The following is a 26,594-nucleotide window of genomic DNA, read 5'->3' on the forward strand; positions in this document are numbered from 1 at the left end:
TTTCCTGCTAAAATAGTAGACTTTCTCGACAACTAAGATTTTTAAACTGTCAAATTAAGGTTTTATGATCTCTCTGAATTTATCATAATCAGAAGCCTGTATTTCTTTATCCCTCAATCAAGCCTGCAATAGGTTCAAGAACTTCCCTTTCAGAGCACATTTTGTTGAATAAATTTTCATTCGCTGACCAGGAAACTGTTCCGCCTATGGTTTTACTTTCAAGTATATTCACAGCTTCCAGTTGAACTAAGTATCTGGGAAGTTTAATCCTTTTTATCTCGGTTCTGTAGGTCTCCATAAAAACAGACTCAATCTCGGAATAATTTTGGGGTAGAACACCACCGTATTCGAAAGATCGTTCATAGCAGATGCTGGATAGTGTAAGATATGGACCAATCACTTGATAGATGCTTTCTATTTCTTCATAGCCTTTCTCAAAAAAGAATGAAAGAGCCTTTGACAATTTTTCATGATAATTTTTTCCTTTGGATTCTATTTCAATCAAATAATTCCCTGGAGTAATTATTTTTCCTTCTGCTTCAACTAATCCATACTTTATTAAAATGTCTATATTTTGTTGATACCTTTTTCGCTCTTCTTCATTTATTTGCTCAAAATCAACTGATATATCTATTTTGTCATTAACCAGAAGCCAGGATAAAACATCTAGCAGCGGTGTATGCATATGCGAAGGAAAAGGAAGTTCTGCAAAATAATTTGCTCCAACTTTCACAAGAGCCTTTTGCACGGTTTTCTGGACAAGGGTAAGATTCTCACTGATCTTATGTTGAACCTGATAGAAGGTTGGTTTATCTACAATCAGACCTTTAATAGCATCTATTTTGACTTCCCCGATATTCTTGAAACTCATGAACCTGAGCTTCTGTGGTCTTTCTGTAGCTATGTCTTTAAATATTCTCGGGTAATTGACATGAATGGGCACGCTCCATATATCATCCTTTTTAACAGGAGTTCCAACATGCGGTATATTTCCAATCGTACTTCTAATCCAGTTGTAAGCGATTTTCTCAGCGCTTCTTTCATCTACAGGTAGATCTACCAGTTGGTTTTGAATCATTTACCTCACTTCCTAATTTTAATTGAGGATTTGGCTCAAGGAGTATTGCTTGATTATACTCTAACTCCCATGCCGGCTCAAAAACTTCATGAGGTATGAAATACTCTGAGCCTAGCCAGGGATTATTGATTATAATATCATTGTATGTAGCACCTATTATAACTCCTGCATGCCCGGCACCGCGAATTCCATAAGTTAAAAATTGACAGTTGTATAAAACAATGCTTGGAATCCCCTTTTCGAGTTTGGAGCTGAGTTTATGCATATTAACACCTTCTTCTAATGAGAATATAATCCCTTCGATGTTCGAGTTCAGGCTTTTGGTGAGATGCGAATCGACGACTGTCCCTGTAAACCTTCTTGTGTTAGTGACTTTCATAATCTCGTCGATGCTCTTGTTGGGCACAATATTTCTTATAATCCGATTATCATAGGTATTTTTCATATATTCCAGACACATTTTTATCGAGTTTACTACACACATCCATTCAATGTCTTGCTGTGGATACCATGGTACTTTAAGAACCTCAATTTGGTTATTCATGGGGTCCAATATTTTTCGTCTCATCGAATCTCCTTTGAACTTAAGGATAAAACCGAGATATTTCAGATTCTGATAGCATAAGGGCACCACAATTAGATTATTGTATTATGTCAATTAGCATATATATAATGTTCTAAATATGAGCCTGTTGAATAACAGTTTATACTTGAGGGTTTAAGTATTTAAAGAGCTAATTAGTGCCAGATGAAAATCGTAATCATCGACTACGGTCTTGGAAACCTTCGCAGCATAGAAAAAGCACTTGAATACGTAGGTGCGGATGTTGAGATCTCAAAGGATATATCCGTAATCGACTGCGCTGATGCCCTGGTACTGCCTGGCGTTGGGGCTTTTCGCGATGCTATGATGCATTTTGCCACTCTTGAGCGCGTGGTTAAAGATGCAGTAGATGAGGGCAAACCACTTCTTGGGATATGCCTCGGGATGCAGATGCTGGCTTCACAGAGCGAGGAAGGAGGACTGCACAGGGGCATTGATATAATCCCCGGTAGAGTGATACGGTTCCCGGCGTCTGAATTAAAGGTTCCTCACATGGGCTGGAACTCGCTCATCATTAAAAAGAACATCCCCCTGTTAAAAGGCATAGATAACGGCTCATTCGTATATTTTGTGCACTCCTACCATATCAGTACCGATGCTGAGTATGGAGCTGCACTATGCGATTATGGGATCAGGTTCCCTGCGGTCATCACCAATGAAGCGGGGAATGTTGCAGGCACTCAGTTCCATCCTGAGAAAAGCGGAGCTGTGGGACTGAAGATGCTTTTGAATTTTGTGGAGAGTTATGGACATTGAAGGCTATGCCAGACGCGGTATTCTCAGAAACGATAGCAATCTCAAGGAGAAGTTAGCTGAAAGGATACTTGAGATAAAGAATATCTCGCAAAAGCATGCCCTTGAGATAGCCAGTGCGGTTATCGTGGAAGCAAGAGCTACCATGGATCTTAAAGGCGATGTACTGCTTCCAATAAACTCTGGTGTAACAATGGGAGCGTTCGGCGTCGGCTCGCGCGGCGTCGGCGATTTTTATACCCATGAGAAGATTGCAGAGGTAATCGGTAGAACCTCTGCTGTTGTGGATTCATCCCATCTTGATGATTCTGGTGTGGTCAGGGCAGGCGGGCAGTACCTTGTGGTCACTATCGATGGTATGCATTCACGGTTATCGGATTTCCCATTCCTTGCTGGTTTTCATGTCGCCCGCGCTGCCCTGCGCGATGTGTATGTCATGGGCGCACGTCCTGTTGCTTTGTTATCAGATATCCATGTTGCAGATGATGGGGACGTGGCAAGGATATTCGATCATATAGCAGGCATAACGACAGTATCAGATCTGACAGGCATACCTCTTGTAACTGGTAGCACGCTTCGGATCGGAGGGGATATGGTGATTGGAGAGAGGATGACAGGTGGCGTAGGAGCTGTAGGCGTGACAGATGCACTCACAGCACGCATACAGGCAGAGCCAGGGGATGTTATACTGATGACAGAAGGTGCAGGCGGGGGAACGGTCTCAACCACCGCGCTTTATTACGGCATGCACGATATCGTGGATGAGACGATAAACCTGAAATTCATTGATGCATGCGAGGCTCTGTTAGAGGCTGGTTTAATTGAGAACATCCATGCAATGACCGATGTAACAAACGGCGGGGTGCGCGGAGACGCAAAGGAGATATCAAGGACAGCAGGAGTTAAGCTGATTTTTGAGGAAGAGAAGATGCGCTCACTTGTGAATGAAAAAGTGCTTGCTATGCTAAATCGTCTTGAGATCGATTACCTTGGAGTCTCGCTGGATGCCCTTTTAGTGATCGCGCCGCCTGAATATGCAGGGGAGATCATCAGGTGTGTACGTAATAGGGGCGTGGCTGTGGATACTGTTGGAGAAGTAAAAGAGGGAAAAGGGGCTGAACTGATCATCAATGGGAAAAACCATGACTTTACGCCCAGGTTCCGTGAATCTGCTTATACGCCAATCAAGAAGCTTGTGGGCGAGAGAACTCCACAAAACTTTGATGAGATGAAAAAAGCTGTGGATAGAGCAGCTAATCTTGCAGTAGAGAAAAAGAAACGGATAATCCAGAGATTAAGATCAAGTCAACTGTGATCTAACTCCAGAAAACATTATTATCACACCCACGGTTTTAAGGGGTTGAGGAATCCTATTGAAAGCTATTGCATTTACTGTTGAGAATATCCCCCTGATCGGACCAGGTGATGATATCGGGCGCCTTATAACTGAGAGAGCAAAGCTTGAGAATCATGACATCATTGCTATCTCTTCAACTGTTGTATCAAAATCCGAAAGCAGGATTCTTTCGCTGAATGATGTGAGTGTAACCGGGAGAGCCAGAATAATCGCAAAGAAAAACGGTAATGACCCCAGATTCGTGCAGGCTGTACTGAACGAAAGCAGTGAGATATTAATTGAATCGCCTTTCCTTCTTGTGCACACAAAAAACGGCAGTATCTGTGTGAATGCAGGGATTGACCGCTCCAATGTCGATGGTATAGATAATATCCTTCTATTGCCAGAGGCCCCTGATGAGAGCGCCAAAAGAATAAAGGATTCCATATTCGAGCTTACAGGAAAAAAAGTGAGCGTTATTATCACAGACACCAACGGCAGGGCATTCAGAATAGGTCAGACAGGTGCTGCTATCGGTATTGCAGGAATAAGATCTACAAAAGACTGGCGGGGGACAAAGGATCTTTTTGGCAGGGTTCTTGAAGTGAAAAATGAGGCGATCGTGGATGAGATTGCGGGATTTGCAAACATCCTGATGGGTGAAGGGGACGGGGGAACACCGATCATAATCATCCGCGGATTAAACCTCTATAATGAGCCCTGCAGCATAAAAGAACTGTACAGGCCCGGGAAAGAGGATGTAATACGCCGGGCGCTCATATCTCGGTCAGTTTAAACTGTCTTGTATCTTTCTCCACTCCAAAGAAGTCCCTTGCAATACCGCCCACTTTTTCCCTGTGTTCTGCAGGCGTGAACACTCCCAGGCGCCAGTTATCAAGCTGGGCTTTTTCAAGGGCTGTAACAAGACTTGATGCCCTATCAACAGGTATCATCTTGCCGTTTATCAAAACACGGGCTTTCATTTCAATTATCTGGGGCTTATCAGGGATATCGACAATCACGTACTCAGGTGAAATGCCTGCACTTTCGGCGATCTCATTCTCAACTCTCCTAGTGTTGTTACTGAGCTTTAATACATCCATACTCAGGGACTCAAAACCTGTATAGAGCGCTCTTTTGAACAGCCGCCTCTCATCAAGCCGCTTTCCGATCTCGGCTGCATAACCCCGAGAATTTCTCATCTCAATCATGAAAGTGATATCATCCATCCTCTGGAATGATCGTGGATTTAGCCCTTCATTCTCTATCATGTATTCTGCTGCATGTATGCACATGGACTCGGCAATCCTGCTGACATGGTGGAAATAAACAGTGGGATGCATCAGGAACCGTGAAACAAGCAGAGACTCAGCAGCCTGCAGTCCTCCTATATTCAAGACAAGCTTATTCTCATTGAGTGTCAGTTCGTGGATCAGCCTCACATGGTCGATAAGACCGAAAGCCACTCCTGTGTAATGGGCATCGCGTACAAGGTAATCCATCCTGTCCACATCTATCTCGCTGTTGATAACCGGGCCATAGGAAGTTTCACCTCTTATATGCCTGGCAATAGATGATGGTGATAGAGAGTGCTCCCTGAGCACATCAGAGATAACCCCTTTTTTTAACAAATCCTCAACATCGTCATGGCCCTTCCTTGTATATCGTTCAATGATCTGCTCTGTTGCATGGGAGAACGGGCCGTGCCCTATATCATGGAGTAATGCAGCAGCCAGGAGTTCCTTGCGCTGGTGCTCATCTGCCTGTTTAACCATATGCCCTGCAAGGTGATAGACGCCCAGCGAATGCTCAAACCGTGTATGGTTTGCCCCGGGATAAACAAGGTTTGAGAAGCCCAGTTGCTTTATCCTCCTGAGTCTCTGGACTTGCGGTGTGTCTATCAAAGAGAGGGCAAGTCCATCAAGCTCGATATAACCGTGTATTGGATCGCGTATGACTTTCATGTTTTCACTTCATAAATACGTAAACAAATATATACTATAAAGAGTTATCTTAAGCACAATGGAAATAGATATCGGCTGGCTGATGATTATCGTGGGCCTTGTGCTTCTCATCATTGAGGCATCACAGCCCGGTTTTTTTGTGGCCGTACCCGGGACTATACTTATAGTCCTTGGTGCTATAGTCCTCCTGATCCCTGAGTATGCGCAGGAATGGGCCCCGGTGATCGTCGTTATAACGGCATTGATTTCCAGTATTATAACTATCATTTTCTACAGAAGAATCGCACCAGGACACAGACCGCTTTCTACCAGCATGGATATCCTTGCAGGCAAAGAGGGGATCGTCGTTGATACCATCAGGCCTGATGCTATCTCTGGCAAGGTTAGGGTAGGTAATCAGATATGGAGCGCCACAGGTGATAGCGTTATAGAGGCAGGAAAGAAGATAGTAGTTATACGTTCGGAAGGAGTTCACCTAAAAGTAAAGGAGTTTTAAAAAATGGTAGCTGAGCTGTTACTTGCAATATTTATCGCAGTTGCAATATTGATCCTGTTTGTTTCAGGAGTTACGATCATACAGCCCTATGAGCAGGGATTATGGATAGCTCTCGGGCAGTATAAAAAACGATTGGATCCAGGTTTTAACTGGGTATATCCTCTGATAAGCGATGTTGTTAAGCTGGATCTTAGAACACAGGTCCTGGATGTTCCGCGGCAGGAGGTTATCACCAAGGATAACTCGCCAACCAATGTTGATGCGATTGTGTATATAAGGGTCATTGACCCTGAGAAAGCGTATTTTGAGGTTGTAAACTATCACGTCGCCACGGTCTCGCTGGCACAGACAACGCTTAGAAGTGTTGTTGGTGATATGGAGCTTGATGAGATTCTCTATAACCGTGATTTCATTAATACAAAGCTTCGCGACATTCTTGATAAGGCAACCGATGCATGGGGCGTCAAGGTCGAGGCTGTGGAGATCAGGGAAGTTGAACCGGTCGGCTCTGTAAAAACGGCAATGGAGGAGCAGACCTCGGCTGAGAGGAAGAGAAGAGCAGCGATACTGATTGCAGATGGGCAGAAAAAAGCCGCCATTCTTGAGGCTGAGGGTTCCAAGCAATCAAGGATATTGAATGCAGAAGGTGTGCGCCAATCAAAGATACTGGAGGCCGAAGGTGACAGGCTCTCCCAGATACTGAGAGCCCAGGGTGAAGCGCAGGGACTTCGCATCCTGTCGGTGGGTTCTGTGCCTCTGGATAAGAAGGCTATGACCGTTCTTACAATGGATATGATGAAAAAGGTTGCAGAGGGCCAGTCCACAAAGATAATCTTCCCTATGGAGATATCAAAGATGATTGATCAGGCTGCAAAATACCTTGGAGCATCTGAGAAAATACCCGAGATCGGTGAAACAACGGATACTGAGAGGATCGTTGGTAAAGCAGAGGATGTGCTTGGAAAAATACCAAAGCCAGAGGAATTGAGAAGTGAATTGGAGACCATAGAGAAGGAGATGGTACGCGAGACTGAAGAGAGCTTAAGACTTGCTGAAAAAATAAAAAGTACTGAATCAGCAGGAAAGAAGAAGGAGGATATCTAACACACGGATGGATATTGAGATAAGAGGAGCTACACCTTACGATATAAAGGATATAAAAAAGCTCCTCTCTTTTTATTATCTGGATACCGAGAGTGTAGAAAAAAACCTGCCTGAGTTCATAGTGGCTGTCCTTGATAAAAGGATTGCTGGATGCGCCTGCCTGGATATAGGTGATGTTGTGGAGCTGCGGTCGATTGCAGTACTGCCAGGTTATCGCAATAAGGGTATAGGTTCAAGACTGGTTGATTCTATATTAAATCGTGCTGCTGATTTAACAGGTACAGTATATCTTCGAACAACATCACCTGGTTTTTTTGAGAAAAAAGGGTTCCACAGACTTGTAAATGAGGAGAAAAAAGTCACATGGAAGGATTGCTCTGAGTGCGATAAGTTCAATATATGCAAACAAATAATTATGAAGATCTAAGTCACCGCAATATTAATTTACCAACCAGACAAAACTAAGCATTCATGTGAGGAGAGATAATGGACATTACAGAGGAAGTATTCAAGAACACAGATGAGATCGGCCCTGAGAAGATCGTTTACTTGTATGAGCCAAGAACAAGAATGAAGGCTATCGTAGTTATCGATAACGTGGCAGCAGGACCTGCTATCGGCGGAGTGAGAATGGCCCAGGATGTGACCACTAACGAGGTTAGAAGACTTGCCCGTGCGATGACGTACAAGAATGCCATGGCCGGACTTCCTCACGGCGGTGGAAAATCCGGGATTATAGCCGATCCAAAAACCGTACATAAGGAACAGGTTGTAAGGACTTTTGCCAGGGGAATAAAAAACCTGCAAGAATACATCCCTGGACCTGATATGGGTACCGATGAGAGCTCCATGGCGTACATCTATGATGAGACTTCGCGTGCAGTTGGCCTTCCACTGGAGCTCGGTGGAATTCCGCTTGATGAGATCGGAGCCACAGCATACGGTGTAGCGGTATGTGCGGACGTGGCAAAGGACTATATCTCTCTTGACCTGAACGGAGCGCGCATGACCATAGAAGGGTTTGGGAACGTAGGAAAGCCTGCTGCCCGTTTTCTTGCACAGAGGGGTGTTATACTCATAGCTGCGAGTGATTCAAAAGGTACGATATATAACCCCGCAGGTCTGAACATTGAGGAGCTGATAAGGGTCAAAGATACTACCGGCTCTGTGATAAATTATAAAGATGGTGAAGTCCTGAAAACTACTGATCTGATTATAATAAGTACTGATATTTTCATTCCTGCCGCACGGCCTGATGTGATAACTGAAGCCAATGCGGATGTAGTGGATGCGAAATTAATAATTGAAGGGGCGAACATACCTATTACTGAAGATGCAGAGAAGATGCTTCACGACAGAGGAATCCTGGTTATCCCGGATTTTGTGGCTAATGCAGGTGGAGTGATTACGGCATCTGTTGAATACCATGGAGGAACTGATATGCAGGCATTTGACAGGATTAAGAGCACCATTACAAGGAGCACAAAAGAGATACTGGATAAGGTGTATACTGAAAAAAGATATCCCAGAGAAACAGCAGTAGACATTGCAAAGCAAAAAGTGCTTCGTGCCATGAAATACCGGGAATGGATGTGATGCTCTCTTCAATATTCGAGCCAGAATCCATAGCCGTAATCGGTGCATCGAGCAATGAGATGAAATGGGGAGGGCGGATACTAAAAAATATACTGAGCGGTTTTAGGGGACCTGTTTATCCTGTGAACCCAAAGGAGGCGAATATACAGGGCCTGACAACATACTCATCTATCCTCGATATCCCTTATGATGTAGAGATGGCAGTGGTAACAGTACCTGCTTCATCTGTGCTGCCTGTGGTGGAGGAGTGCGGAGAAAAAGGAGTAAAAGGTCTTGTTATGATTAGCGCAGGGTTTAGCGAGACAGGAAGTGCTGGAGCAGAGCTTGAGAAAAAGCTTGTATCTATAGTAAGAAAGTACGGAATGCGCATGATCGGGCCTAACACCCTGGGAATCATCAATAAATCAGTGGATTTAAATGCAAGCATTATAGGAAGGCTTCCAAGTCCGGGTTCAATATCCTTCATAACGCAAAGCGGTACTCTTGGCCTTGCTCTTGCAGACTGGACTATAGACATGGGACTCGGGCTGTGTAAGGTGATCAGCATAGGCAACAAGGCTGATATCGATGATACGGATCTAATAGAGTACCTGAATAACGACCCATCAACCGGTGTAATAGCAATGTATGTAGAGGGGTTAAAACGGGGAAGGGATTTTATTCAAGCTGCCCGCCGCATAAAAAAACCTGTAATCGTCCTCAAGACAGGCAGATCAAAAAAAGGGGCAAGAGCTGTTTTTTCTCATACGGGCTCAATAGCAGGCTCTGATGAGATCTATTCAGCAGCATTCAGGCAGGCCGGGGTACTGCGTGTTGATACTATCGAGGAGGTGTTCGATGCTGCACTTGCGTTCTCATGCCAGCCCCTCCCGAGAAGAAACAATGTTGCTATCCTCTCAAATGGCGGCGGAGCATCTATTGTGGCATCAGATGAATGTGAGAGGCAGGGTATCAATATCGTTGATTTTACCGAAGAAACAAGAAAAAAGATAAAAGATATACTACCTGAATATGCATCAAGTTCAAATCCAATAGATACAGCAGGAACTGTTTCCTATAAGCTCTACAGGGAAATGATAAATGCACTCCTTATTGATCAGAATGTGGATGCGCTCATCGTTATTTATGTGCACTCCCCAATGACGAACGCCAGGCCTCCTGCTGATGCCGTACTTGAGATGAAACAGAGAAACCACAAACCAATTATTGCATGCTGGATGGGGGGAGCGGGTACAGAGGAAGGTATAAATATACTAAAAAGCGGCTGCCTGCCCAACTATTCGGTTCCTGAGAGGGCAGTGAGGGCACTCGCAGCGCTTATCAAACACAGGGAATTCCTTGAAAGAGTAAAGATAGGAGATGATGTACCTGCACAGAGGTGCGCATGAATACTATACTCACCGAATATGAGACAAAAAAACTACTTGCAAGATACGGGATACCTGTGACAAAAGAGAGCATTGCAAAAAGTGCTGATGAGGCTCTTGATATTGCCTTACATATAGGAACTCCTGTAGCAATGAAGATCTCCTCACCCGATATCCCGCACAAGAGCGATGTGGGCGGCGTGATTCTGAACGTAGAAAGAGAGGAAGTTAGAACAACCTACAATAAGATCATATCGCATATCAATAGAGCAGCTCCGGATGCAAGCATCGAGGGTATCCTTGTGCAGCAGATGGCACCGCCAGGCCATGAGGTTATTGTCGGGCTTAAGAAGGATGCTCAGTTCGGTCATGCCCTGATGTTCGGGCTTGGTGGTATATTCGTTGAAGTTTACAGGGATGTTTCGTTCAGGGTTACTCCTATTGATAGAAAAGACGCGCTTGATATGATATCAGAGATTAAAGGTTATCCCGTACTCAGAGGCATTCGCGGAAGAAAACCTGCTAATATAGATTCAATCGTTGATGTGTTGGTCTCGGTCTCGGATATGGCTGAGAAAGAGAATATAATTGAGCTTGATATAAATCCGTTGATCGTAAATGAGAGTGCCGTGGCTGTAGATGCAAGGGCGATGGTGGAGATGTTATCCTCATAATATTCCCAATCGCCCTGGGCATAAAGGTAACTATTTTAAACTAAGGCAACTATTTTAAACTATAACATTCTACTTAGGTGAGATAGCAGGTGAGTACATGCCAGAGGGAAGATGCAATAAAAATGAGACAGAAAAGCGCGTTAAAGAGAAATGCAAATCATGCGGAATCTGCTATCCGAGGAGGAAAAGAGATGAGTAAGGTTGTTCTAATGGATTTTTTTGCAGAATGGTGCGGGCCCTGCAAGATGCAGGACCCTATCATCGATGAAATGAAGAAGAAATTCGGGGATAAGGTAGAGTTCAGGAAAGTGGATGTTGATACGAATTATGATCTTGCAGCTAAATATACTATTCATGCTGTACCTACATTGATCCTTGAAAAGGATGGAGCCGTGTTCAAGCGGTACGTAGGCGTAACCAATGCAAAGACACTGGAAGCAGATCTAAACGCAGCTTTAAAATAAAGGGATCTAATTGAAACCTTTATTTGATCTTGGTGTACTGCCTATCAGGCACAGGACAGGTAGGGGGTTCAAACCTCATGTATCGCTGATCTTTAAAGCAGGCAGAAGGCTTGCTTTTGCTGTAGATACTACTAATTCACGCTCACAGCAGCCTGATGCCTATCTGATAACCCATGCACACTCGGATCATCACGGCAGATCTGCCATGCTCTCGGAAAAAGCTGTATGCTCAGAAGAGACAGCACGTGCCCTTGAGATTCTCTATGGCAAGAAGTATGCAGGCAGGACTTTTAAGGTCGGGGACACAATTGACATCTGCGGTGTTGATGTAAAGACGTACCCGACCCATCATACGATTGGATCTACGGCTTTTTGCTGGCAAAACGAGGTGGGGACAAGAATTCTGGTCACAGGAGATGTAAAAGATGCAAAAGACCTGCCCGGGTGCGATATCCTGATTACAGAGGCAAACTACGGGGACCCGGCTGATCCTAACTGCCATTTTAAGGACGATATCGATGCCTTCAGGGAAGCAGTCGAGGGATCATTAGAGAAAAATACTATTTTTGGGGCTTACTCGTTCGGGAAAGCCCAGCGTGCAGTGAGCCTCCTTCGGGAATCGGGTTATTCCGGAGAGATAGGGATGGATCCTGTATCGCTTGCATTGACCTCAGGATTAATGGAGAATGCAGGTTCCCTTGCTGGTCTGGAGAGCGATTGCGGTATTCGAATCGCGACACCTGCACAAATTCCAGGGCTCAAGGCTGCAAGGAGATTCATATTAACAGGCAGGCGGGATTACAGGTTCCCCATAATCAATATCAGCGACCATATGGATGTGGGGGGCCTTATTGATATGGCGCATCAGTGCTCACCCGAAGCTGTCATTACCTATCATCCAGGTGGCAACCGGCCTCTTAAACTCGCGGAGTACTTAAATAAGACAGGAATGTATGCGCTGGCGCTTGAGCAGATAAATAATGTCATCGAGATTTAAGTTTTAACATATCGCTTGCTATCTTTGCATTCATAAGGTAATCATCAACCGAGGAGAGTACCGTACCGATCTTATCTGCTGTAAATGTGACTGTGGCAGAGTTCTTATCAGTGATGGTCTTGATCTCGGATAGATTATCAGGCGCCAGTGATAGGGCAATAATATCGATCATCTCATTGGCTTTTTCACCTTTAAAAACCAATCTTCCTCTTATCTTCATGTTCCTTTTAACTGTTTTCCAATTATGGAATCCACAATATCTATAAATTCAACTGCCTTTCCCTTCGGAATCGTCGCGCCTGAGGCGACATTATGGCCACCGCCCATACCCCCTACCTGTGCTGATGCCTCACGCATCGCATCTGCAAGGTCAAGCCCGGCCGTTACTAATTTTCTTGTACCCCTGGCTGAAACTTTAATCTTATCCTCTACCACGTTCAGTGTAATGAACGGTTTGTCGGGATAGAGGTAGCGGATCATGGTTCCTGCAACTATACCAGCCCCCCTTGAATCATCCATAATGATATACCTGATATTCTGTTTTGATTTAACCTGCGTTTGTGCACTCTTTAATATCTCAATTAAAGTACGCTGATACTCCCGGGCAGTTAATAGTGCCTCATCAACAACTGAATCATCCCGCATACAAACAGCAAGACCAAGACCTGCTTTTTCAACCTTTCCGCAGGCGTTCAGTACACTTACAAAATCATAGATATCAGGTACAACCTCACTATTCAGGGTGTAAATATCGCCAATTAAAGGGTCGATTGCTGGTAAGCTTCCCTGCTTTGCCAGTTTCAGGGCAATTACAGATATAAATCTTATCAGATCTTCTTCACTCAGGTCTCTTAATCTGCCTTTTATTCCCATTGAATCGACGAGCGCTTTGATCTTATCTCTATCACCCGTGATATCAAGGTAAGGATCAGTGTTGTATTCAAGCAGTTCCTCAACAGTGTAATCCCCTACCCTGAGCCCTTTTCTGATAGATACTACCTTATTTTCCAGAGCCTCATCAAGAATGAATCTATTTCCGCCCTTCATAGGCTGTTTATCACCTATCGCCCCGACAAGCGCCAGTCCGGCAAGATCTGTATTATCACCCATCTGTCTGGCCACCATATAAGTGCAGCATGAAGCGCACAGTTCAGATGAACCATCGATCCCCACAAGATGTGGATTAAAATGAGCGTGTTCTAATTTCCCTGTCGGTTTATGATGGTCTATGACTATGGCATCCTTTAGCTTTGAAGTCAGTTCTGATTGACCGCTGCCCATATCGCAAAGAATGACCGTGTCCTGAGATGTCCTCTCAATCAATTCAATAGTTGACTGGTCGAACTGGCCTACAATTGTGGCATGGAAGAGTATCTGCCGTCTGTACAGAGCATTGCACATGATCCCGGCAGCAGATAATCCATCCGCATCATTATGAGATATGAGTCGAACTGCATCGTGCTCTATTATGGCACCAGCTACCTGCTTACTCAAAGCCTCAAGTTCAACAAGGCTATTATCCCTATCAGTCATCGTGACTTATCTTGAGATAAGCATCTCTGCTCTCTGTATAGAGTATTTCCAATCTGCAGGAAGTACGCCCTCACGTCTATAATATTTTCCAAGCCGCCTTATCTTTGATTCCATGTTATTAAAAGATCGCTTGTTATGTACGTCCTTCGGGTTCCTGTCAAGATGTTTCTTTAGCTCAAGGGCTTTTGACATCAGGTTGCGGATGTCCTCAGGTATCTTTGGAGCCGCATTCTTCTCCTTCAGTGTTGTTAGTATCTTCTTACCGGTCACAAGGGTGACATCGGGAACACCATGGCGGTCTCTTAAGATCATACCAATCTCGCTTGTTGATTTTTCCTGGTTTGCGAGCTGGAGTATTAATGTCTCAATCTCTTCTTTATTTGTATTTGACCAGCCGGGCGGCTCTGCCCGATAAGGCTTCTTTGAGCCTGACTGTCCTTTTCTGCGTGTGTGCATTCTTGCCAATTAAATTTCCTCCAATAATCATTATTTTATTTATATTTAAATTTGATTCTTATTCTATAAAAGCGAAGGCAAATCTTAATGGAGCATGTATATTAAATAGCTTGTGATGATGGAGAGACTCTCCATTTGATAATGATCCCATCCTCTAATTTTTCACATGAAATGAGCCTGAGCCTGCAGAATTCGCTGATACACCCATTCCCATCCACCAGTGTCGGCGCACTCCTGCCTCCTATTATGATATTCCCGATAAAGGTATAGATCTCATCCACAAGCCCTTCTGATATAAGTCCCCAGTTCAATGTTGCCCCACCCTCTACCATCAGGCGATTGATTCCGCGGTTCTTTAATTCGATAAGGAGTTCTTCAAGATCCACGCTTTCTTCACCCGTGGTGATGATCTCAGCATACTTCGCAAGATGCGCTGCCTTTTCCTGCGGCGCGCTCTCAGAGACTGCTACTATTCTCCTGCCTTCGCCTTTTTTGAAGATATCTGCATCAACGGGGGTTCTTGCCAGGCTGTCAACCACGATCCTGACAGGGTTCGGAGGAAGTCCGCTTGCCAGTCGCTTTTCCCTGCGCTCTTTTGATTTTACAGTAAGGCTCGGGTTGTCTGAGAGCATGGTGCCTATGCCTACCATGATCGCATCAGAGGTCGCCCTGAGTTCATCCATGCGGTCAAAATCAAGACTGCCTGAGATCCTTGTCTGCTTTCGCTCTATTGTTGCTATTTTCCCGTCCGCGCTCATGGCAGCGTTGATGAATACGAAGGGTCTTGCTGGTTTGTTAGTGTTATTTTGGGTGTCTGGCATGGCTTTCTTTTTGCAATAATATTTTAACCATGTCTAATAGCTCTTTCGTATCGAAGGGCTTTTTTATATGTGCGTCTGCGTGCGCATATTCCAGACTTCTTTTAATATCCTCTTCGCCATTTCGTGCCGATAACATTAATACCGCAGGAATCGCTGACTTCCTTTCCTTTATCTGCCTGCATACCTCCCAGCCGTTAATACCAGCCATGGTTATATCGAGAAGTATTAAATCCGGTCGCACAGTATTAAACTTCTCAAGACACTCCTCTCCACTTCCTGCCTCAACAACACTGTATCCTTCCATTTCCAATATCATCCTTACAATGAACCTGATATTCTCATCATCGTCCACTAGCATTATTTTAGTCAATTGTCAAACCCCTTCATTTCTATTATATCCAAATATATTCTACGCCTCAATCTTAATAAAGCTATTCATTTTCAGCAATATTGCCTAAATTGAGCAATAATTTAGTGATTTAACTATATATACAAGATATAAGTAAGTCGATAATCATAAATAAGTGGGAGAGACTATGAAAATGCACAATAAAATAAGGAAGGATGAGGATATGCTTGCCACCCTTCGCATTGCTATCTGCTCTGATCTGAGAAGAAATATCCTTGTCAGCCTGTATGATGGGGGAAAATCGCTAAGCAATTTGCGAAGTGAATTACAGATAAGCTCATCAACAGCTATACACGCATTGAGAGAGCTCCAAAAGAACACTCTTGTTTTTCAAGATAAGAATAGAAATTATTTGCTCACAAGTATCGGCAGAATTATAGCCCTGAAACTGCTGGATTTTAGCGATGCAGCTGAGGTTTTGAAAGAGCATAGGAGATTCTGGATTGAGCATGATCTTACAGGCATTCCAGACTATCTGCTTGAGAAGATAGGATGGTTAAAGGATTCTAAATTAATACAAATAGATCCATTGGACATCGTTAAAACACATAGCTCTTATATTAATTTTATCAAGAAGGCAAAATGGGTCAAAGGGGTTTCTCCTATATTTTCTCCTGATTATCCATCTGCATTTAAAGAATTAGTTAATAAAAATATTTATGTTAAGGTTATATTGACAAATGCTGTTTTAAAGAAATTGATCGAAGCTGTAGGTTGGAGAAATCTTAAGAATTCAATTAGTAACCACTGTTTGGATATATTAATAACTGATGAGGATTTAAAAGTAGCTTTTACTGCTACGAACGGTTTTATTTCACTTGGATTATTTACAACCAACGGAGTATATGATGTTAAATATGATTTGATCAGCACAAGTGAAAGAGCAGTCCATTGGGGCGTTGAACTATTTGAATACTACAGGGAAAAAGCGACACCGTTAGAACTTGATGCATTTAAAGATCTACTAGAGCCAGTTAATACCCTCACAAAAAACATTGAAAAAAATTATCCTCTAAACAAATATTAATACTAAAATTATAATAGGTATCCACTCACCGTCCACAAGCAAATCCAGTGATCTGCTTCTCTTTATTCCTTCTTTGTAAAAATGTAGGATGTACCAGTATCCGTAGGTAATACTAAAGGCTAGAATAAAGACGTATCGATGGAAAATGCCTACATAATAGGATAAAATGAGCCAGGGGATGAAGGTTGAATTTAAGATGAGTAGAAGTTTCTTTGTTTTGCTTTTTCCTAAAAGTATAGGTATTGTTCTCATCCCATGCATGCTATCGCCCTCAATATCACAGGCATCAAATAAAATAGAGTTTATATAACTTTTGAAAAAAAAGAAATAAAATATTAATAAGGTATATATATCTATTCTTCCGGAAGAATAAATTATTGGTAATAAAGTCGAGGAAACTGCCCATGTGAGAGCTATAATTATATTTTTTACACCTGTAATATCTTTTAATCTAGGAAGATTTTTGGAGAGCCTGATGCTATACAGGATACCAGAAAATAAAGGAAAAAGAAGAACAGGGAGTATAAGAATATTTACTAAAAACCCTAATATTAAAGCAAGTATAAAAGAGAGAGCTACTGAAAATTTGAAGATATGCCCTAATTTTTTAATAGTGCCTACCCTTTCAGGATTATTGACTGTATCTTCTTTTAAATCTGTTAATTTATTTAATCCGTATGTGCTAAATATTACTAAAAAAGTTAGTATTGCCGTATCTATTATAAACGTTTTTGATAACAAACCTGAGAAGATTACCTTAAAAGAGCCACTTATTGCTAAAAAAAGCGATGTTGATATCAGGAACAATAGGAGCTTATCGAATAATAAGTATAACTTCGATAACACAAATGATAGCTCTTGGAGCCTGATATGATTTTCATGTGCTATTGCATTGATTGTCGTTTTTACTGCAATATTTACATTTTTAATTATGAAAAAGTTTGTTTTTGTAAACCATCTCTATCCCTACTCGGTACAGACTTTTTACCAAGTCTTTCATTCCTAGTGTATATAAACTTTTCTGAAATGTAAAGTAAACCTCTAAACGTTACACTTATTAACTCCTTTCTTATTGAGAAGCTCAGGGGCGAAATTTATACCAAGAACTACCCCTGAGCTGCAAAGGTCTTTCGCAGCATTACATAGGGTACAATAACAATAGGCGATAGAAAACCTCATGCACTCACGCCGAGATTGCAAAGCGATAGGGGTTGTGTGCATACATCAGAGATTCAGGAGCGGTCTGGCAAGGCGTGCATCCGAGCATACGCGGAATGAACGGATAAGCCGGTTCAGCAAGGTACATGAAACTGCGTCAGCATTATGAAAAAACACTATCTACAGGCATCAGCATAAAGTTAGAGGTTCGTGATTGAAGACGATAGGAGCCTTTCATAATATATACCTTCTGAAATACATAATGCTCCTACTCCTTTCTCTTTCTAATAGCGGAGAAATACACAAATGCAAACATAACAAGCGTAAAAAAACCATTCATAATTGTATTGGTTGATTTTGGTTCTGTTTCTATTGGAGTGATTGTTGGAGTTTGTATTTGAGTTTGAATAGGTGTAACTGTGGAAGATGGTGTTACTGATGACGTTGATATTATTGGAAAATCACTTTCGTCGCCTGGGAAAGTAGAATTATGGATTTCATCAATGTTTATAAATTTGTCTCCATCGGAATCTAAAGGCTCAATATTTTTCATAGCTTGAATTGAATTACTACGATTAAAGGCAGTATTGCTTCTCAGATCTAAACCATATTTATTCCAGCTTACTGGGGGAGTGGTAGAAGCCATGCATGTTTTGCATGTATTTAGCTTCGTATCTGAGGCATTATAAAGTGTTGTAAAATCATTTAAAATAATTTTGTTTGCCTGAGCCTGTGGAACCCCTATCAAAGATACTATTGTTATCAACAATATTACCGATATTTTTCTATTCATAATATTATTACCTCCCATTATACCCACTGAGAGTTTCCTTTCTTTTTACGAGAGTTCATAATATAAACTTAATGGTCTAATTCATAACTTACACTTGCGCCTGAATTAAAATATGTAAATCAAGTAACCTTCTATCCTTAACAGAAGCTAAGTCTCAAAACCAGACTAACGGCACCTTCCCTGCAACATACACTCCTGCAATCACCAGAAACGATGAGAAACCCACGATATTAACCGCCCTTTTAATCTGAAAAGGCTCTGGATTACTATATCCATCCCCCAATACATGATAGCCCATCTTCTCAAGCCTTACCCTGAGTGCGCCTGAGACTGCTGACATAGGCCAGCCTGAATTGGGCGATGCGGTCTTATTATGATCGCGGATGCAGGTTCTGATAGCATCAAGAGGTTTTCCGAAGAAAACGGATGCAATGAAGATAAACACCAGGGATAACCTCGAAGGCAGCCAGTTCGCCAGGTCATCGAGCCGCGCAGAGGCATAACCAAGATCAATAAAAGGTTCTTTTTTGTAACCAACCATGGAATCAAGCGTATTGATCATGCGGCAGGCAAGCGCACCTGGAAGACCGAATAAGAGAAAATAGAATAGTGGTGAGAGAATTCCATCAACAAAGCTCTCAGCAGTTGATTCTATGACCGCTGAAGCGGACTGGTGTTCATTAAGATCCGATGTATCCCTGCCCACAAAGGTCTTAAGATCGCCTCTTACTTTCTCAATCCTTCCCTCATCAAGGTCTCTTTTTATCACAAGAGCCGATGCCAGAAGCATGCGTATGGAAAAACTGGATTTTAAAAAAAAGGCTGCAACGATCAGACCCATAAGTCCTGTTCCCGCTGAGGTTATTACCAGTCCGACGAGCACGGCTATTCCGATGCAAAAGATCACCATAAACAATCCATACAGCCTTCTATGATGCACAGGCGCACGGCGTACAAGCAGATTCACCAGTTTTCCCATCCATACGACAGGATGGATCGACGCATGCGGCTCACCGAATACGATATCAAACAGCACTGCGAGGAGTAAAACCTGCATCCAGAAATCCATACTAATCATAGATCAGGCTCTATTACAATCTCCCATACTTCTTTTATCTTCCTGCCTCTCATCAATTCTTTTAGCACTCTATCTGCGATCTCGCCCTTATGGATAAGATTGCATCTGGCACAGCTCCACACGATCCCGCCTGTGGATCTCTGCACAAATTCCCCGCCTGTTTTTTTATTCTCACACGGGTAGAACGGACAGAAACAGAAGGTACAGTCCTGCCCCTCAAAATGGCAGGGATAATACTCGCAATTCAGCCTGCTTCTTGCAGCAGCCCCTCTCTCTAAAGCCATACCGATCTCTTTTTCCGCAAGTTCACTGCCCCATTCTGATATGACATTGGTGAATGCCCTGATTAACCTCTGGTTCTCACTTCTTTTCCTTACAGCCACCCTTATATGATTTTCAAGAGCAAAAGAGGTGCAGTCACGGATAATGATGCCTTGCCTTAACATTCTATTGGCTAATTCAGTGGAATTCATCAAGAAATCCCTGGCATCAATAAGAATAAAGTTAGTATCACTTGGATATAGCTTAAAACCGCGTACTGCACTGAGCCTTGAGATCAGCCACTCCCGCTCTTTTCTGATCAGCTCAAGTGATCTCTCGATATAATCCTGGCTACATCCAAGAAGATGCTCCCCGACCGCAAGACCGATGGAGTTAAGGTTCCAGGGAAGGCGGATGCTCTCAAGGAGCTTTGCAAAATCAGGAGAAGCCACTGCAAAACCGATCCTGAGTCCAGGTACGGCATACATTTTTGTAAGTGAGCGTAATACGATAACAAAATCATCCAATGCTGCAAGCCTGGTGATACTCTCTTCTGGATCTGATAGCTCAATAAACGCCTCATCTACGAATAAGAAAGCACCTGATCTGCTGCATCTTTGAGCAAGCTGCACCACTTCATCTCGTCTTATGAGATTGCCTGTCGGGTTGTTTGGATTGCAGAGAAAGACAGCCTTATAATTATCAGGTTCGATATTTGTTATATCGCTGTAATCCACATGATCGATCCCTGCCCCGAACAGCCTGCACTGGAATTCATATTCACTGAACGTGGGAGAGGGGATAACCACTTTATCCCCTGGCTCAATAACAGCCTCAGCAAACAGGCGGATCAGTTCTGATGAGCCGTTTCCCGGGACTATGTTCTCAGGCGCAGCACCAAGAGACTTTGCTGCTGCTTTCTTAAAGCCCGGATACCTATTGTCAGGATAATTGTTAATAGTTCTATATGCATCTGAAAGAATTTTATTTAGCTCTGGAGGCCCAAGCGGGTTAAGATTGACGCTGAAGTCGAGCAGTTCATCAATACTTTTGCCTGAGGTTTCTGCACTTTCTGATACTCTTGCGCCGTGAATACAGGGGGTAAGTTCCATGACAGTTTTTCTTACTCTGTTATATAACACATGCCCTGTTTTGTTGGAATGCAATATTAAGTTGCTGTCTTGAGGATCACCTCAGCAAGACGCTCAATCATATCCTTATTCTCAAGCCCGTTAATCCATCTCTCTGGAAACGAGCTGATACCGCAAAGCGCCCCACACAGCGCACCTGTTATGCATGCAATAGAGTCGGTATCTCCGCCTGCATTTACTGCCTCGATTACTGCTCTTTCTGGATTCTCAAAATGTCTTGAAAAACAGTAAAAGGCGCATGGAACTGTCTCATATACCAGGTATGATGTTCCCAGTTCAGCAAATACTTCATCCGGCTCACTATCCCTTTTGTCGAATGAGAATTCAATCTTTTTTGCAAGACCGGTATCATATTTAGATGCTCTTGAGCAGGTCTCTTTTATGAGATCATAACATGACATATCAAGAAGTGCGCACCTTACCCCGATCGCTACAGCCACTGCGCCTGCGATTGCAGCTTTACTGTTATGCGTCGGGATTGATGAGAGAGCGGCATTTGATTCGACTTCATCCAGGCTGTTATAAAAAAGCCCGATCGGTGCTACTCTCATGGCCGAGCCGCATGTGGGGATATCGCTTCCTGAATCCCTCCAGCTCACTCCTGAATTTAATCGGAATATAGCAATAGAGCTTGAAGGCCCGATAAGGAATTTCTTCACCGTATCAGCTAAAGCATCAGCACCCCATTGTGCTATCCTGCCAGAGAAATCCAGTACATCAAACCCGTTGCATTCGATCAGGGATTGTGCCAGGACGATCATCTGCTCTGTATCATCTGTGTATTGACCTCTTTTAAGTTTATAACCCGGACATCCCACCTGAGCCTTACCGTAGTCTGTAATATATCCCGGCTTGAGGATATCACCCCTGCTCAACCCCTCATTCTGCTTTCCAAGTGCATCACCGATAGCAGCGCCGAGCATACAGCCTGTGTATTTACCTCTTAATTCCTCAATCGGTCTCATGTTGTGCTTTCAATAAAAAAGAGCAGAGGAAGATAAACCTTCCTCTAAACCTTTGCTTTATTTTTATCCAGATGGTACCTTATGTTTTATGGTACCTTTTTCTTTGGATTTCCAGGCGGGAATTTCCCAGGTGGCTTTGGATTTCCAGGCGGGAATTTCCCAGGTGGGTTATGCGACGGCTTGTGGGAACTTATACTTGCACCACCACTCTTGTGTCCAGGTTTTGGCCCTTGTGGCTTACCTATCTGCCCGGGTGGCAGCCCATGTGGTTTACCACCTTTGTGCGACGGATGGTGTGAAGTTATTTTTATATCACCGTCACCACCGCCTTTCGTACCAACATCGGCCATCACTGTAGGTACTGTCATTCCCAGCACAGTAGATACCATTAATGTCAGTATTAGGATTTTTCTCACTATTTTCACCCCCTTTTTATGTTGTTTATAAAATTTTACACGGCATTTTGAACCCGGTCATAGGGCCTCTCTATTCCCGAGAGACGTCTTGGAGTTCATCTATTAATGCCGTTAATTAAGAATCTTGCCCCATACCATATATAACTTACTATATTTTTATAGTTATTAAAAATTAATTTTATGAAATATATTCCCGTACAAAACTGTCCCTTGTACAGGATACTTAAGAACGAAAATATCGTATCTGCTTTTGAAACAAAGGCCAATAAAAGAATAGAGGAAGGCGAACCTTCCTCTAAAATCCACATGTACAAGCTATACGGACAGTTCCTATAATCAGACTAATCAAGGTTGCGCTCATGCACTTCTAACGTCTGACCAGGCGACGCTCGGATATGCGACGCTCTAACAAGTCCTGACGATCAATCAGGTCCAGACGATCGACCAGGTCCGTACGTTCGACAAGGCTTATACGCTCTCGCCCGACCAGATCGATCTGGTCGAACAGGTCATCAAGTTCCCGCACGTTCAGGGTTACAAGCCTATCCAGGCGATCACGTTGCCGCACGTCCAGCCTCTCACGCTGTTCCAGGCGTTCTAACAGTCTCTCACGTTCCCTCAAGTTCAGCCTAAAGCGATCGGATAGTACTCCACGCTCACGCTCTAACAGGTCAGCACGCCGCCCAAGGAAACCGCGTTCCAGCCCGAACAGTCCTACACGCTCCTCTATGTCCAGTTCCCTGATATCACGCTCTAGTACGCTTGTACGCTCACGCTCGAACACGTCCACATGTTCGTCCAGAAGACTGCGCTGTTGATCGATCAATCTCCGACGCTCTCTCAGGAACCCACGTGTCCCTACGTCCAGAGACAACTCTTCGAACTCGGACAGTCTGGCAAAATCACGCCCGAATCGATCCACACGTGCGCTCAGGAAACTACGTTCCTGCTCAAACGTTCTCGCACGCGCCTGTGCTATATCACCAAATCTATCACTCACACGCACACGCACGGTCGGGTTGTTATTATCGTTATCGTCGTTGTTTATGTCAGCCATTGCAGGCAGTGTTATTCCTGATACAGCAGATACCAGTAACGCCAATATTAATATTTTTTTCACTATTTTCACCCCCTCTCATGTTATTTATGTTCTACCCGGGATTTTAACTTAACCGGGTAAATACGCCCCCGGGTTCGAACCCGGTCATCGGCCCACAGATCCCGACAGGCGTATTGGAGATAATATTTCTCCTACAAATATGATTTTCTATCCACTTGATACATTTAGTTTTCGGTGAGTGCTAGAACTCACTTAGAATAATCCAGGTCTATGTAAAATAAAAGCCCGGGTATTCAGATTATTTTTGCTGCGGAACATGGGAAGTTACTAAAATAGCAGAGGAAGATTCATCTTCCTCCAAACCTTTGTTGTTCTATCCTGAAGCATGCCACCTCATACATCGTTCTCAGATAATCATTTCTTATGATCATTTAAGATCATCCAGGAGATCATGCTCCCGATCGAATAGTCTCTCACGATGTCTCAGGAAATCACGTTCTCTATCGCTCAGGTCTTCAATCTGCTCTATCATATCCTCAAGCTGCTCGATCAGATCATCATGCTGTTTCAGGATATCACGTTCCCTATCGACCAGATCATCACGCAGTCTTAGGAAATCACGCCTGCTATCGATCAGATCATCACGATCAAGATCAACCAGGAGATTACCCAGGAGACCACGTTCCTGTCTGATCAGTCTTCCACGCTGTCTCAGGATATCACGTTCCTTATCGATCAGGTCATCAAGTTCCTGCTCTCTCAGGATATCACGATCCAGATCATCAAGGATATCACGCTCCAGCTCGAACAGTCTATCACGCTCTCTCAGGGTATCACGTACCTTCTCGATCCGCTCTCTCTGTCTCTCACGTACCCTGTCATCCAGGTCATCACGGTCCAGATCAAGCTGCTCGATGAATCTCTCGCGCTCTATCAGGATATCAAGTTCCTGCTCTCTCAGGGTCTCACGCTCCCTCAGGATCTCACGTACCCTGTCGTCCAGATCATCACGTTCCAGATCAAGATCATCCAGGACATCACGCTCCAGATCGATCAGGATATCGCGTTCACGCTGGACACGCCCTCTCAGGGTCTCACGTTCGAACTCATCCACGTTTGAACTCCCACGATCATCAACATGTGAACTCCCACGTTCATCCACGTTTGAGTTCTCACGCTCTTCTACGTTTGAATTCTCAACTTCACCTACATCTGAACTCTCACTCGTTTCTACGTTTGAGTCCTCACGTTCGTTTACATTTGAATTCCCACTCGCTCCTACGTTTGAATTCTCACTCGTTTCTACATTTGAACTCTCAGTATTGTCTATGTCTGAATTCTCAAGTTCGTCTACGTTTCTATGCTCGTCCACGTTCTCGTTCCCATTGGCGTTACCATTATCTACTTCAGCCATTGCAGGCAGTGTTATTCCCACCATGGCAGATACTAGCAATGCCAATATCAGTAATTTTCGCACTATGTTCGCCCCCTTGTATGTTGTTTATATTGTTCTATCTGTTTATACTGTTCTACTTGCTTGTACTGTTCTACCCGGCATTAAAACCGGGCCAATGCGCCCCCGGGGCTCGAACCCGGCCATTCGGCTCACAGATTCCGATAGGCGTATAGAAGGTAATATTCCATGATATATACCCGGGGCCTTTCATGAGTTCATTCAATCAAAGCCATCAAGATTTAACTGAAGATACCCCCATATCCGTTAACTTGACCTTGTTAACTAGGTAATTTCCTCATGGTATATATACATTACTATATTTTATACTATTTAAAAATTAATTTTATGAGATATATCTTCCTCTACTTGAATAGCAGAGGAAGATTTACCTTTCTCTAAATTTTTGCTCTTTTTTCTATAGTAATGAGGCTACACCTATAATGATCTCACATGGGTGTTCGTTCCATATGGATCATCCACATGCTCAATCTCATGCAGGCAGTTTCTATATCACGCTCATCTATGTTCTCATGATAAACTCTGGTGCTTTGAATTAATATATCGATATTCTTCGTATTATCAAAAGATTTTATCTAAAGATTTAATTTTATCTAAAATTTTCGTCAAAATACCATAGTCTACGTCTGAATTTTCATATTTGTATACGCTTGAATTCTCACTCTTGTCTACGTTCGAATTTACAAATTTGTCTACTTTTGGATTCTCACGCTTATCTATGCTTGAATTCCCAGGTTTGTCCACACTATTTGGATTTTCAGATTTTTCTGAGCTTGAATTTCCAGGTTCGTCCACATTATTTGGATTTTCAGATTTTCCTGAGCTTGAATTCCCAGGCTCATCTACATCTGAACTCTCACTCGTTTCTACGTTTGAATTCTCACTTGTTTCTACGTTTGAATTCTCACGTTCACCTACATCTGAACTCTCACTCGTTTCTACGTTTGAATTTTCACGCTCATTTACGTTTGAATTCCCATTCTCCTTCACGTTTGAACTCTCACGTTCACCTACATCTGAACTCTCACTCGTTTCTACATTTGAGTCCTCACGTTTGTTTACGTTTGAATTCCCATTCTCCTTCACGTTTGAACTCTCACTCGTTTCTACGTTTGAATTTTCATGATCATTTACGTTTGAATTTTCACGTTCACCTACATCTGAACTCTCACTCGTTTCTACGTTTGAACTCTCACGCTCATTTACGTTTGAATTCCCATTCTCCTTCACGTTTGAATTCTCATGTTCACCTACATCTGAACTCTCACTCGTTTCTACATTTGAACTCTCACGCTCTTCTACGTTTGAGTCCTCTCGTTCGTTTACGTTTGAATTTCCAATCTCCTTCACGTTTGGACTCTCAACCCTGTCTATGTCTGAATTCTTAAGTTCATCTACGTTTCCATACTTATCCACGTTCTTGTATTCATCGACATTATTCTTGACCACTCCAGCCATTGCAGGCAATGTTATTCCCACCATGGCAGATACTAGCAATGTCAATATTAGTAATTTTCGCACTATGTTCGCCCCCTCGTGTGTTGTTTATACTGTTATAC

The 26,594-nt window shown here is 43.2% G+C and carries 29 protein-coding genes; 12 read left to right on the forward strand and 17 right to left on the reverse strand.

Annotated elements, in window-relative coordinates:
- Nucleotides 1-106: 106 nt before the first annotated feature.
- Both ANME2D_RS03825 and ANME2D_RS03830 read right to left on the reverse strand, forming a co-directional pair.
- A complete protein-coding gene (locus ANME2D_RS03825; protein ID WP_048089293.1) occupies nucleotides 107-1,078 on the reverse strand; it encodes a hypothetical protein in 972 nt (323 codons plus the stop codon).
- On the reverse strand, nucleotides 1,041-1,646 hold the full coding sequence (locus tag ANME2D_RS03830; protein WP_048089294.1) for a C39 family peptidase: 606 nt from the start codon (nucleotides 1,644-1,646) through the stop codon (nucleotides 1,041-1,043). The genes ANME2D_RS03825 and ANME2D_RS03830 overlap by 38 nt, the downstream gene beginning before the upstream one ends.
- 180 nt (nucleotides 1,647-1,826) lie before the next feature.
- Between ANME2D_RS03830 and hisH the strand changes: the two genes are divergently transcribed.
- The 3 genes from hisH to ANME2D_RS03845 are packed head-to-tail and all read left to right on the forward strand — an operon-like array spanning nucleotide 1,827 to nucleotide 4,567.
- Nucleotides 1,827-2,438: an imidazole glycerol phosphate synthase subunit HisH gene (gene hisH, locus ANME2D_RS03835; protein WP_048089295.1), complete on the forward strand. Its 612-nt coding sequence runs from the start codon at nucleotides 1,827-1,829 to the stop codon at nucleotides 2,436-2,438.
- The gene (locus ANME2D_RS03840; protein ID WP_048089296.1) at nucleotides 2,428-3,750 is read left to right on the forward strand and encodes an AIR synthase-related protein; all 1,323 of its coding nucleotides are present in this window, start codon (nucleotides 2,428-2,430) and stop codon (nucleotides 3,748-3,750) included. Before hisH ends, ANME2D_RS03840 begins: the two co-directional genes overlap by 11 nt.
- A 58-nt stretch (nucleotides 3,751-3,808) precedes the next feature.
- Complete coding sequence (locus ANME2D_RS03845; protein WP_048089297.1) at nucleotides 3,809-4,567, forward strand: coenzyme F420-0:L-glutamate ligase; 759 nt, start codon at nucleotides 3,809-3,811, stop codon at nucleotides 4,565-4,567.
- Here the strand turns inward: ANME2D_RS03845 and ANME2D_RS03850 are convergent.
- Nucleotides 4,548-5,735, reverse strand: coding sequence for an HD domain-containing protein (locus tag ANME2D_RS03850; RefSeq protein ID WP_048089298.1), 1,188 nt, complete (start codon nucleotides 5,733-5,735; stop codon nucleotides 4,548-4,550). The two genes, ANME2D_RS03845 and ANME2D_RS03850, sit on opposite strands and share 20 nt — an antisense overlap.
- 58 nt (nucleotides 5,736-5,793) lie before the next feature.
- Here ANME2D_RS03850 and ANME2D_RS03855 point away from each other — a divergent pair, with 58 nt between their 5' ends.
- The 8 genes from ANME2D_RS03855 (at nucleotide 5,794) to ANME2D_RS03890 (ending at nucleotide 12,433) form a co-directional block, all read left to right on the forward strand.
- The gene (locus ANME2D_RS03855; RefSeq protein ID WP_048089299.1) at nucleotides 5,794-6,231 is read left to right on the forward strand and encodes an NfeD family protein; all 438 of its coding nucleotides are present in this window, start codon (nucleotides 5,794-5,796) and stop codon (nucleotides 6,229-6,231) included.
- A gap of 3 nt (nucleotides 6,232-6,234) precedes the next feature.
- Complete coding sequence (locus tag ANME2D_RS03860; RefSeq protein WP_048089300.1) at nucleotides 6,235-7,335, forward strand: SPFH domain-containing protein; 1,101 nt, start codon at nucleotides 6,235-6,237, stop codon at nucleotides 7,333-7,335.
- A 7-nt stretch (nucleotides 7,336-7,342) separates the two neighbouring features.
- Nucleotides 7,343-7,762: a GNAT family N-acetyltransferase gene (locus ANME2D_RS03865; RefSeq protein WP_048089301.1), complete on the forward strand. Its 420-nt coding sequence runs from the start codon at nucleotides 7,343-7,345 to the stop codon at nucleotides 7,760-7,762.
- A gap of 59 nt (nucleotides 7,763-7,821) precedes the next feature.
- On the forward strand, nucleotides 7,822-8,931 hold the full coding sequence (locus ANME2D_RS03870; RefSeq protein WP_048089302.1) for a Glu/Leu/Phe/Val family dehydrogenase: 1,110 nt from the start codon (nucleotides 7,822-7,824) through the stop codon (nucleotides 8,929-8,931).
- Entirely contained in the window at nucleotides 8,922-10,319 is a 1,398-nt protein-coding gene (locus ANME2D_RS03875) for an acetate--CoA ligase family protein (protein WP_052368551.1), read from the forward strand. The genes ANME2D_RS03870 and ANME2D_RS03875 overlap by 10 nt, the downstream gene beginning before the upstream one ends.
- Nucleotides 10,316-10,972, forward strand: a complete 657-nt coding sequence (locus tag ANME2D_RS03880) for an acetate--CoA ligase family protein (RefSeq protein ID WP_048089304.1) — start codon at nucleotides 10,316-10,318, stop codon at nucleotides 10,970-10,972. The genes ANME2D_RS03875 and ANME2D_RS03880 overlap by 4 nt, the downstream gene beginning before the upstream one ends.
- Before the next feature lie 89 nt (nucleotides 10,973-11,061).
- A complete protein-coding gene (gene trxA, locus ANME2D_RS03885) occupies nucleotides 11,062-11,436 on the forward strand; it encodes a thioredoxin (protein WP_320408801.1) in 375 nt (124 codons plus the stop codon).
- Nucleotides 11,437-11,446: 10 nt separating this feature from the next.
- Entirely contained in the window at nucleotides 11,447-12,433 is a 987-nt protein-coding gene (locus ANME2D_RS03890; RefSeq protein ID WP_048089306.1) for an MBL fold metallo-hydrolase, read from the forward strand.
- On the opposite strand, the gene ANME2D_RS03895 is transcribed toward ANME2D_RS03890, so the two are convergent.
- The 5 genes from ANME2D_RS03895 to ANME2D_RS03915 all read right to left on the reverse strand — a co-directional run bounded on the left by ANME2D_RS03895 (nucleotide 12,420) and on the right by ANME2D_RS03915 (nucleotide 15,613).
- A complete protein-coding gene (locus tag ANME2D_RS03895; RefSeq protein WP_048089307.1) occupies nucleotides 12,420-12,653 on the reverse strand; it encodes a KEOPS complex subunit Pcc1 in 234 nt (77 codons plus the stop codon). The two genes, ANME2D_RS03890 and ANME2D_RS03895, sit on opposite strands and share 14 nt — an antisense overlap.
- Entirely contained in the window at nucleotides 12,650-13,966 is a 1,317-nt protein-coding gene (locus tag ANME2D_RS03900) for a single-stranded-DNA-specific exonuclease RecJ (protein ID WP_048089308.1), read from the reverse strand. Before ANME2D_RS03900 ends, ANME2D_RS03895 begins: the two co-directional genes overlap by 4 nt.
- Before the next feature lie 6 nt (nucleotides 13,967-13,972).
- Nucleotides 13,973-14,431, reverse strand: a complete 459-nt coding sequence (locus ANME2D_RS03905; protein ID WP_048089309.1) for a 30S ribosomal protein S15 — start codon at nucleotides 14,429-14,431, stop codon at nucleotides 13,973-13,975.
- A 92-nt stretch (nucleotides 14,432-14,523) separates the two neighbouring features.
- Entirely contained in the window at nucleotides 14,524-15,243 is a 720-nt protein-coding gene (locus ANME2D_RS03910; protein ID WP_048089310.1) for a 2,5-diamino-6-(ribosylamino)-4(3H)-pyrimidinone 5'-phosphate reductase, read from the reverse strand.
- Nucleotides 15,224-15,613 (reverse strand): response regulator transcription factor, encoded by a 390-nt coding sequence (locus ANME2D_RS03915; RefSeq protein ID WP_157833952.1) that lies wholly within the window; start codon nucleotides 15,611-15,613, stop codon nucleotides 15,224-15,226. Before ANME2D_RS03915 ends, ANME2D_RS03910 begins: the two co-directional genes overlap by 20 nt.
- A 166-nt stretch (nucleotides 15,614-15,779) precedes the next feature.
- Between ANME2D_RS03915 and ANME2D_RS03920 the strand changes: the two genes are divergently transcribed.
- Complete coding sequence (locus ANME2D_RS03920; protein ID WP_052368553.1) at nucleotides 15,780-16,679, forward strand: helix-turn-helix transcriptional regulator; 900 nt, start codon at nucleotides 15,780-15,782, stop codon at nucleotides 16,677-16,679.
- On the opposite strand, the gene ANME2D_RS18975 is transcribed toward ANME2D_RS03920, so the two are convergent.
- From ANME2D_RS18975 to ANME2D_RS03965, 9 genes are all read right to left on the reverse strand, one after another.
- Nucleotides 16,665-17,525 (reverse strand): UbiA family prenyltransferase, encoded by an 861-nt coding sequence (locus ANME2D_RS18975; RefSeq protein ID WP_394295691.1) that lies wholly within the window; start codon nucleotides 17,523-17,525, stop codon nucleotides 16,665-16,667. The genes ANME2D_RS03920 and ANME2D_RS18975 overlap by 15 nt on opposite strands.
- A 580-nt stretch (nucleotides 17,526-18,105) precedes the next feature.
- On the reverse strand, nucleotides 18,106-18,630 hold the full coding sequence (locus ANME2D_RS03930) for a hypothetical protein (RefSeq protein ID WP_048089311.1): 525 nt from the start codon (nucleotides 18,628-18,630) through the stop codon (nucleotides 18,106-18,108).
- A gap of 154 nt (nucleotides 18,631-18,784) precedes the next feature.
- Nucleotides 18,785-19,708, reverse strand: a complete 924-nt coding sequence (locus tag ANME2D_RS03935) for a cobalamin biosynthesis protein (RefSeq protein WP_048089312.1) — start codon at nucleotides 19,706-19,708, stop codon at nucleotides 18,785-18,787.
- The gene (cobD, locus tag ANME2D_RS03940) at nucleotides 19,705-21,081 is read right to left on the reverse strand and encodes a threonine-phosphate decarboxylase CobD (protein WP_048089313.1); all 1,377 of its coding nucleotides are present in this window, start codon (nucleotides 21,079-21,081) and stop codon (nucleotides 19,705-19,707) included. Before cobD ends, ANME2D_RS03935 begins: the two co-directional genes overlap by 4 nt.
- A gap of 56 nt (nucleotides 21,082-21,137) precedes the next feature.
- Entirely contained in the window at nucleotides 21,138-22,085 is a 948-nt protein-coding gene (locus ANME2D_RS03945; RefSeq protein WP_048089314.1) for an ADP-ribosylglycohydrolase family protein, read from the reverse strand.
- Nucleotides 22,086-22,171: 86 nt separating this feature from the next.
- Nucleotides 22,172-22,501: a hypothetical protein gene (locus ANME2D_RS17850; RefSeq protein ID WP_157833954.1), complete on the reverse strand. Its 330-nt coding sequence runs from the start codon at nucleotides 22,499-22,501 to the stop codon at nucleotides 22,172-22,174.
- A 367-nt stretch (nucleotides 22,502-22,868) separates the two neighbouring features.
- Nucleotides 22,869-23,621, reverse strand: a complete 753-nt coding sequence (locus ANME2D_RS03955; protein WP_157833955.1) for a hypothetical protein — start codon at nucleotides 23,619-23,621, stop codon at nucleotides 22,869-22,871.
- A 367-nt stretch (nucleotides 23,622-23,988) separates the two neighbouring features.
- The gene (locus ANME2D_RS03960) at nucleotides 23,989-25,038 is read right to left on the reverse strand and encodes a coiled-coil domain-containing protein (RefSeq protein ID WP_157833956.1); all 1,050 of its coding nucleotides are present in this window, start codon (nucleotides 25,036-25,038) and stop codon (nucleotides 23,989-23,991) included.
- A gap of 558 nt (nucleotides 25,039-25,596) precedes the next feature.
- Nucleotides 25,597-26,517 (reverse strand): hypothetical protein, encoded by a 921-nt coding sequence (locus ANME2D_RS03965; protein ID WP_048089318.1) that lies wholly within the window; start codon nucleotides 26,515-26,517, stop codon nucleotides 25,597-25,599.
- Nucleotides 26,518-26,594 lie beyond the last annotated feature (77 nt).

Source organism: Candidatus Methanoperedens nitratireducens (assembly GCF_000685155.1).
Lineage (GTDB): Archaea > Halobacteriota > Methanosarcinia > Methanosarcinales > Methanoperedenaceae > Methanoperedens > Methanoperedens nitratireducens.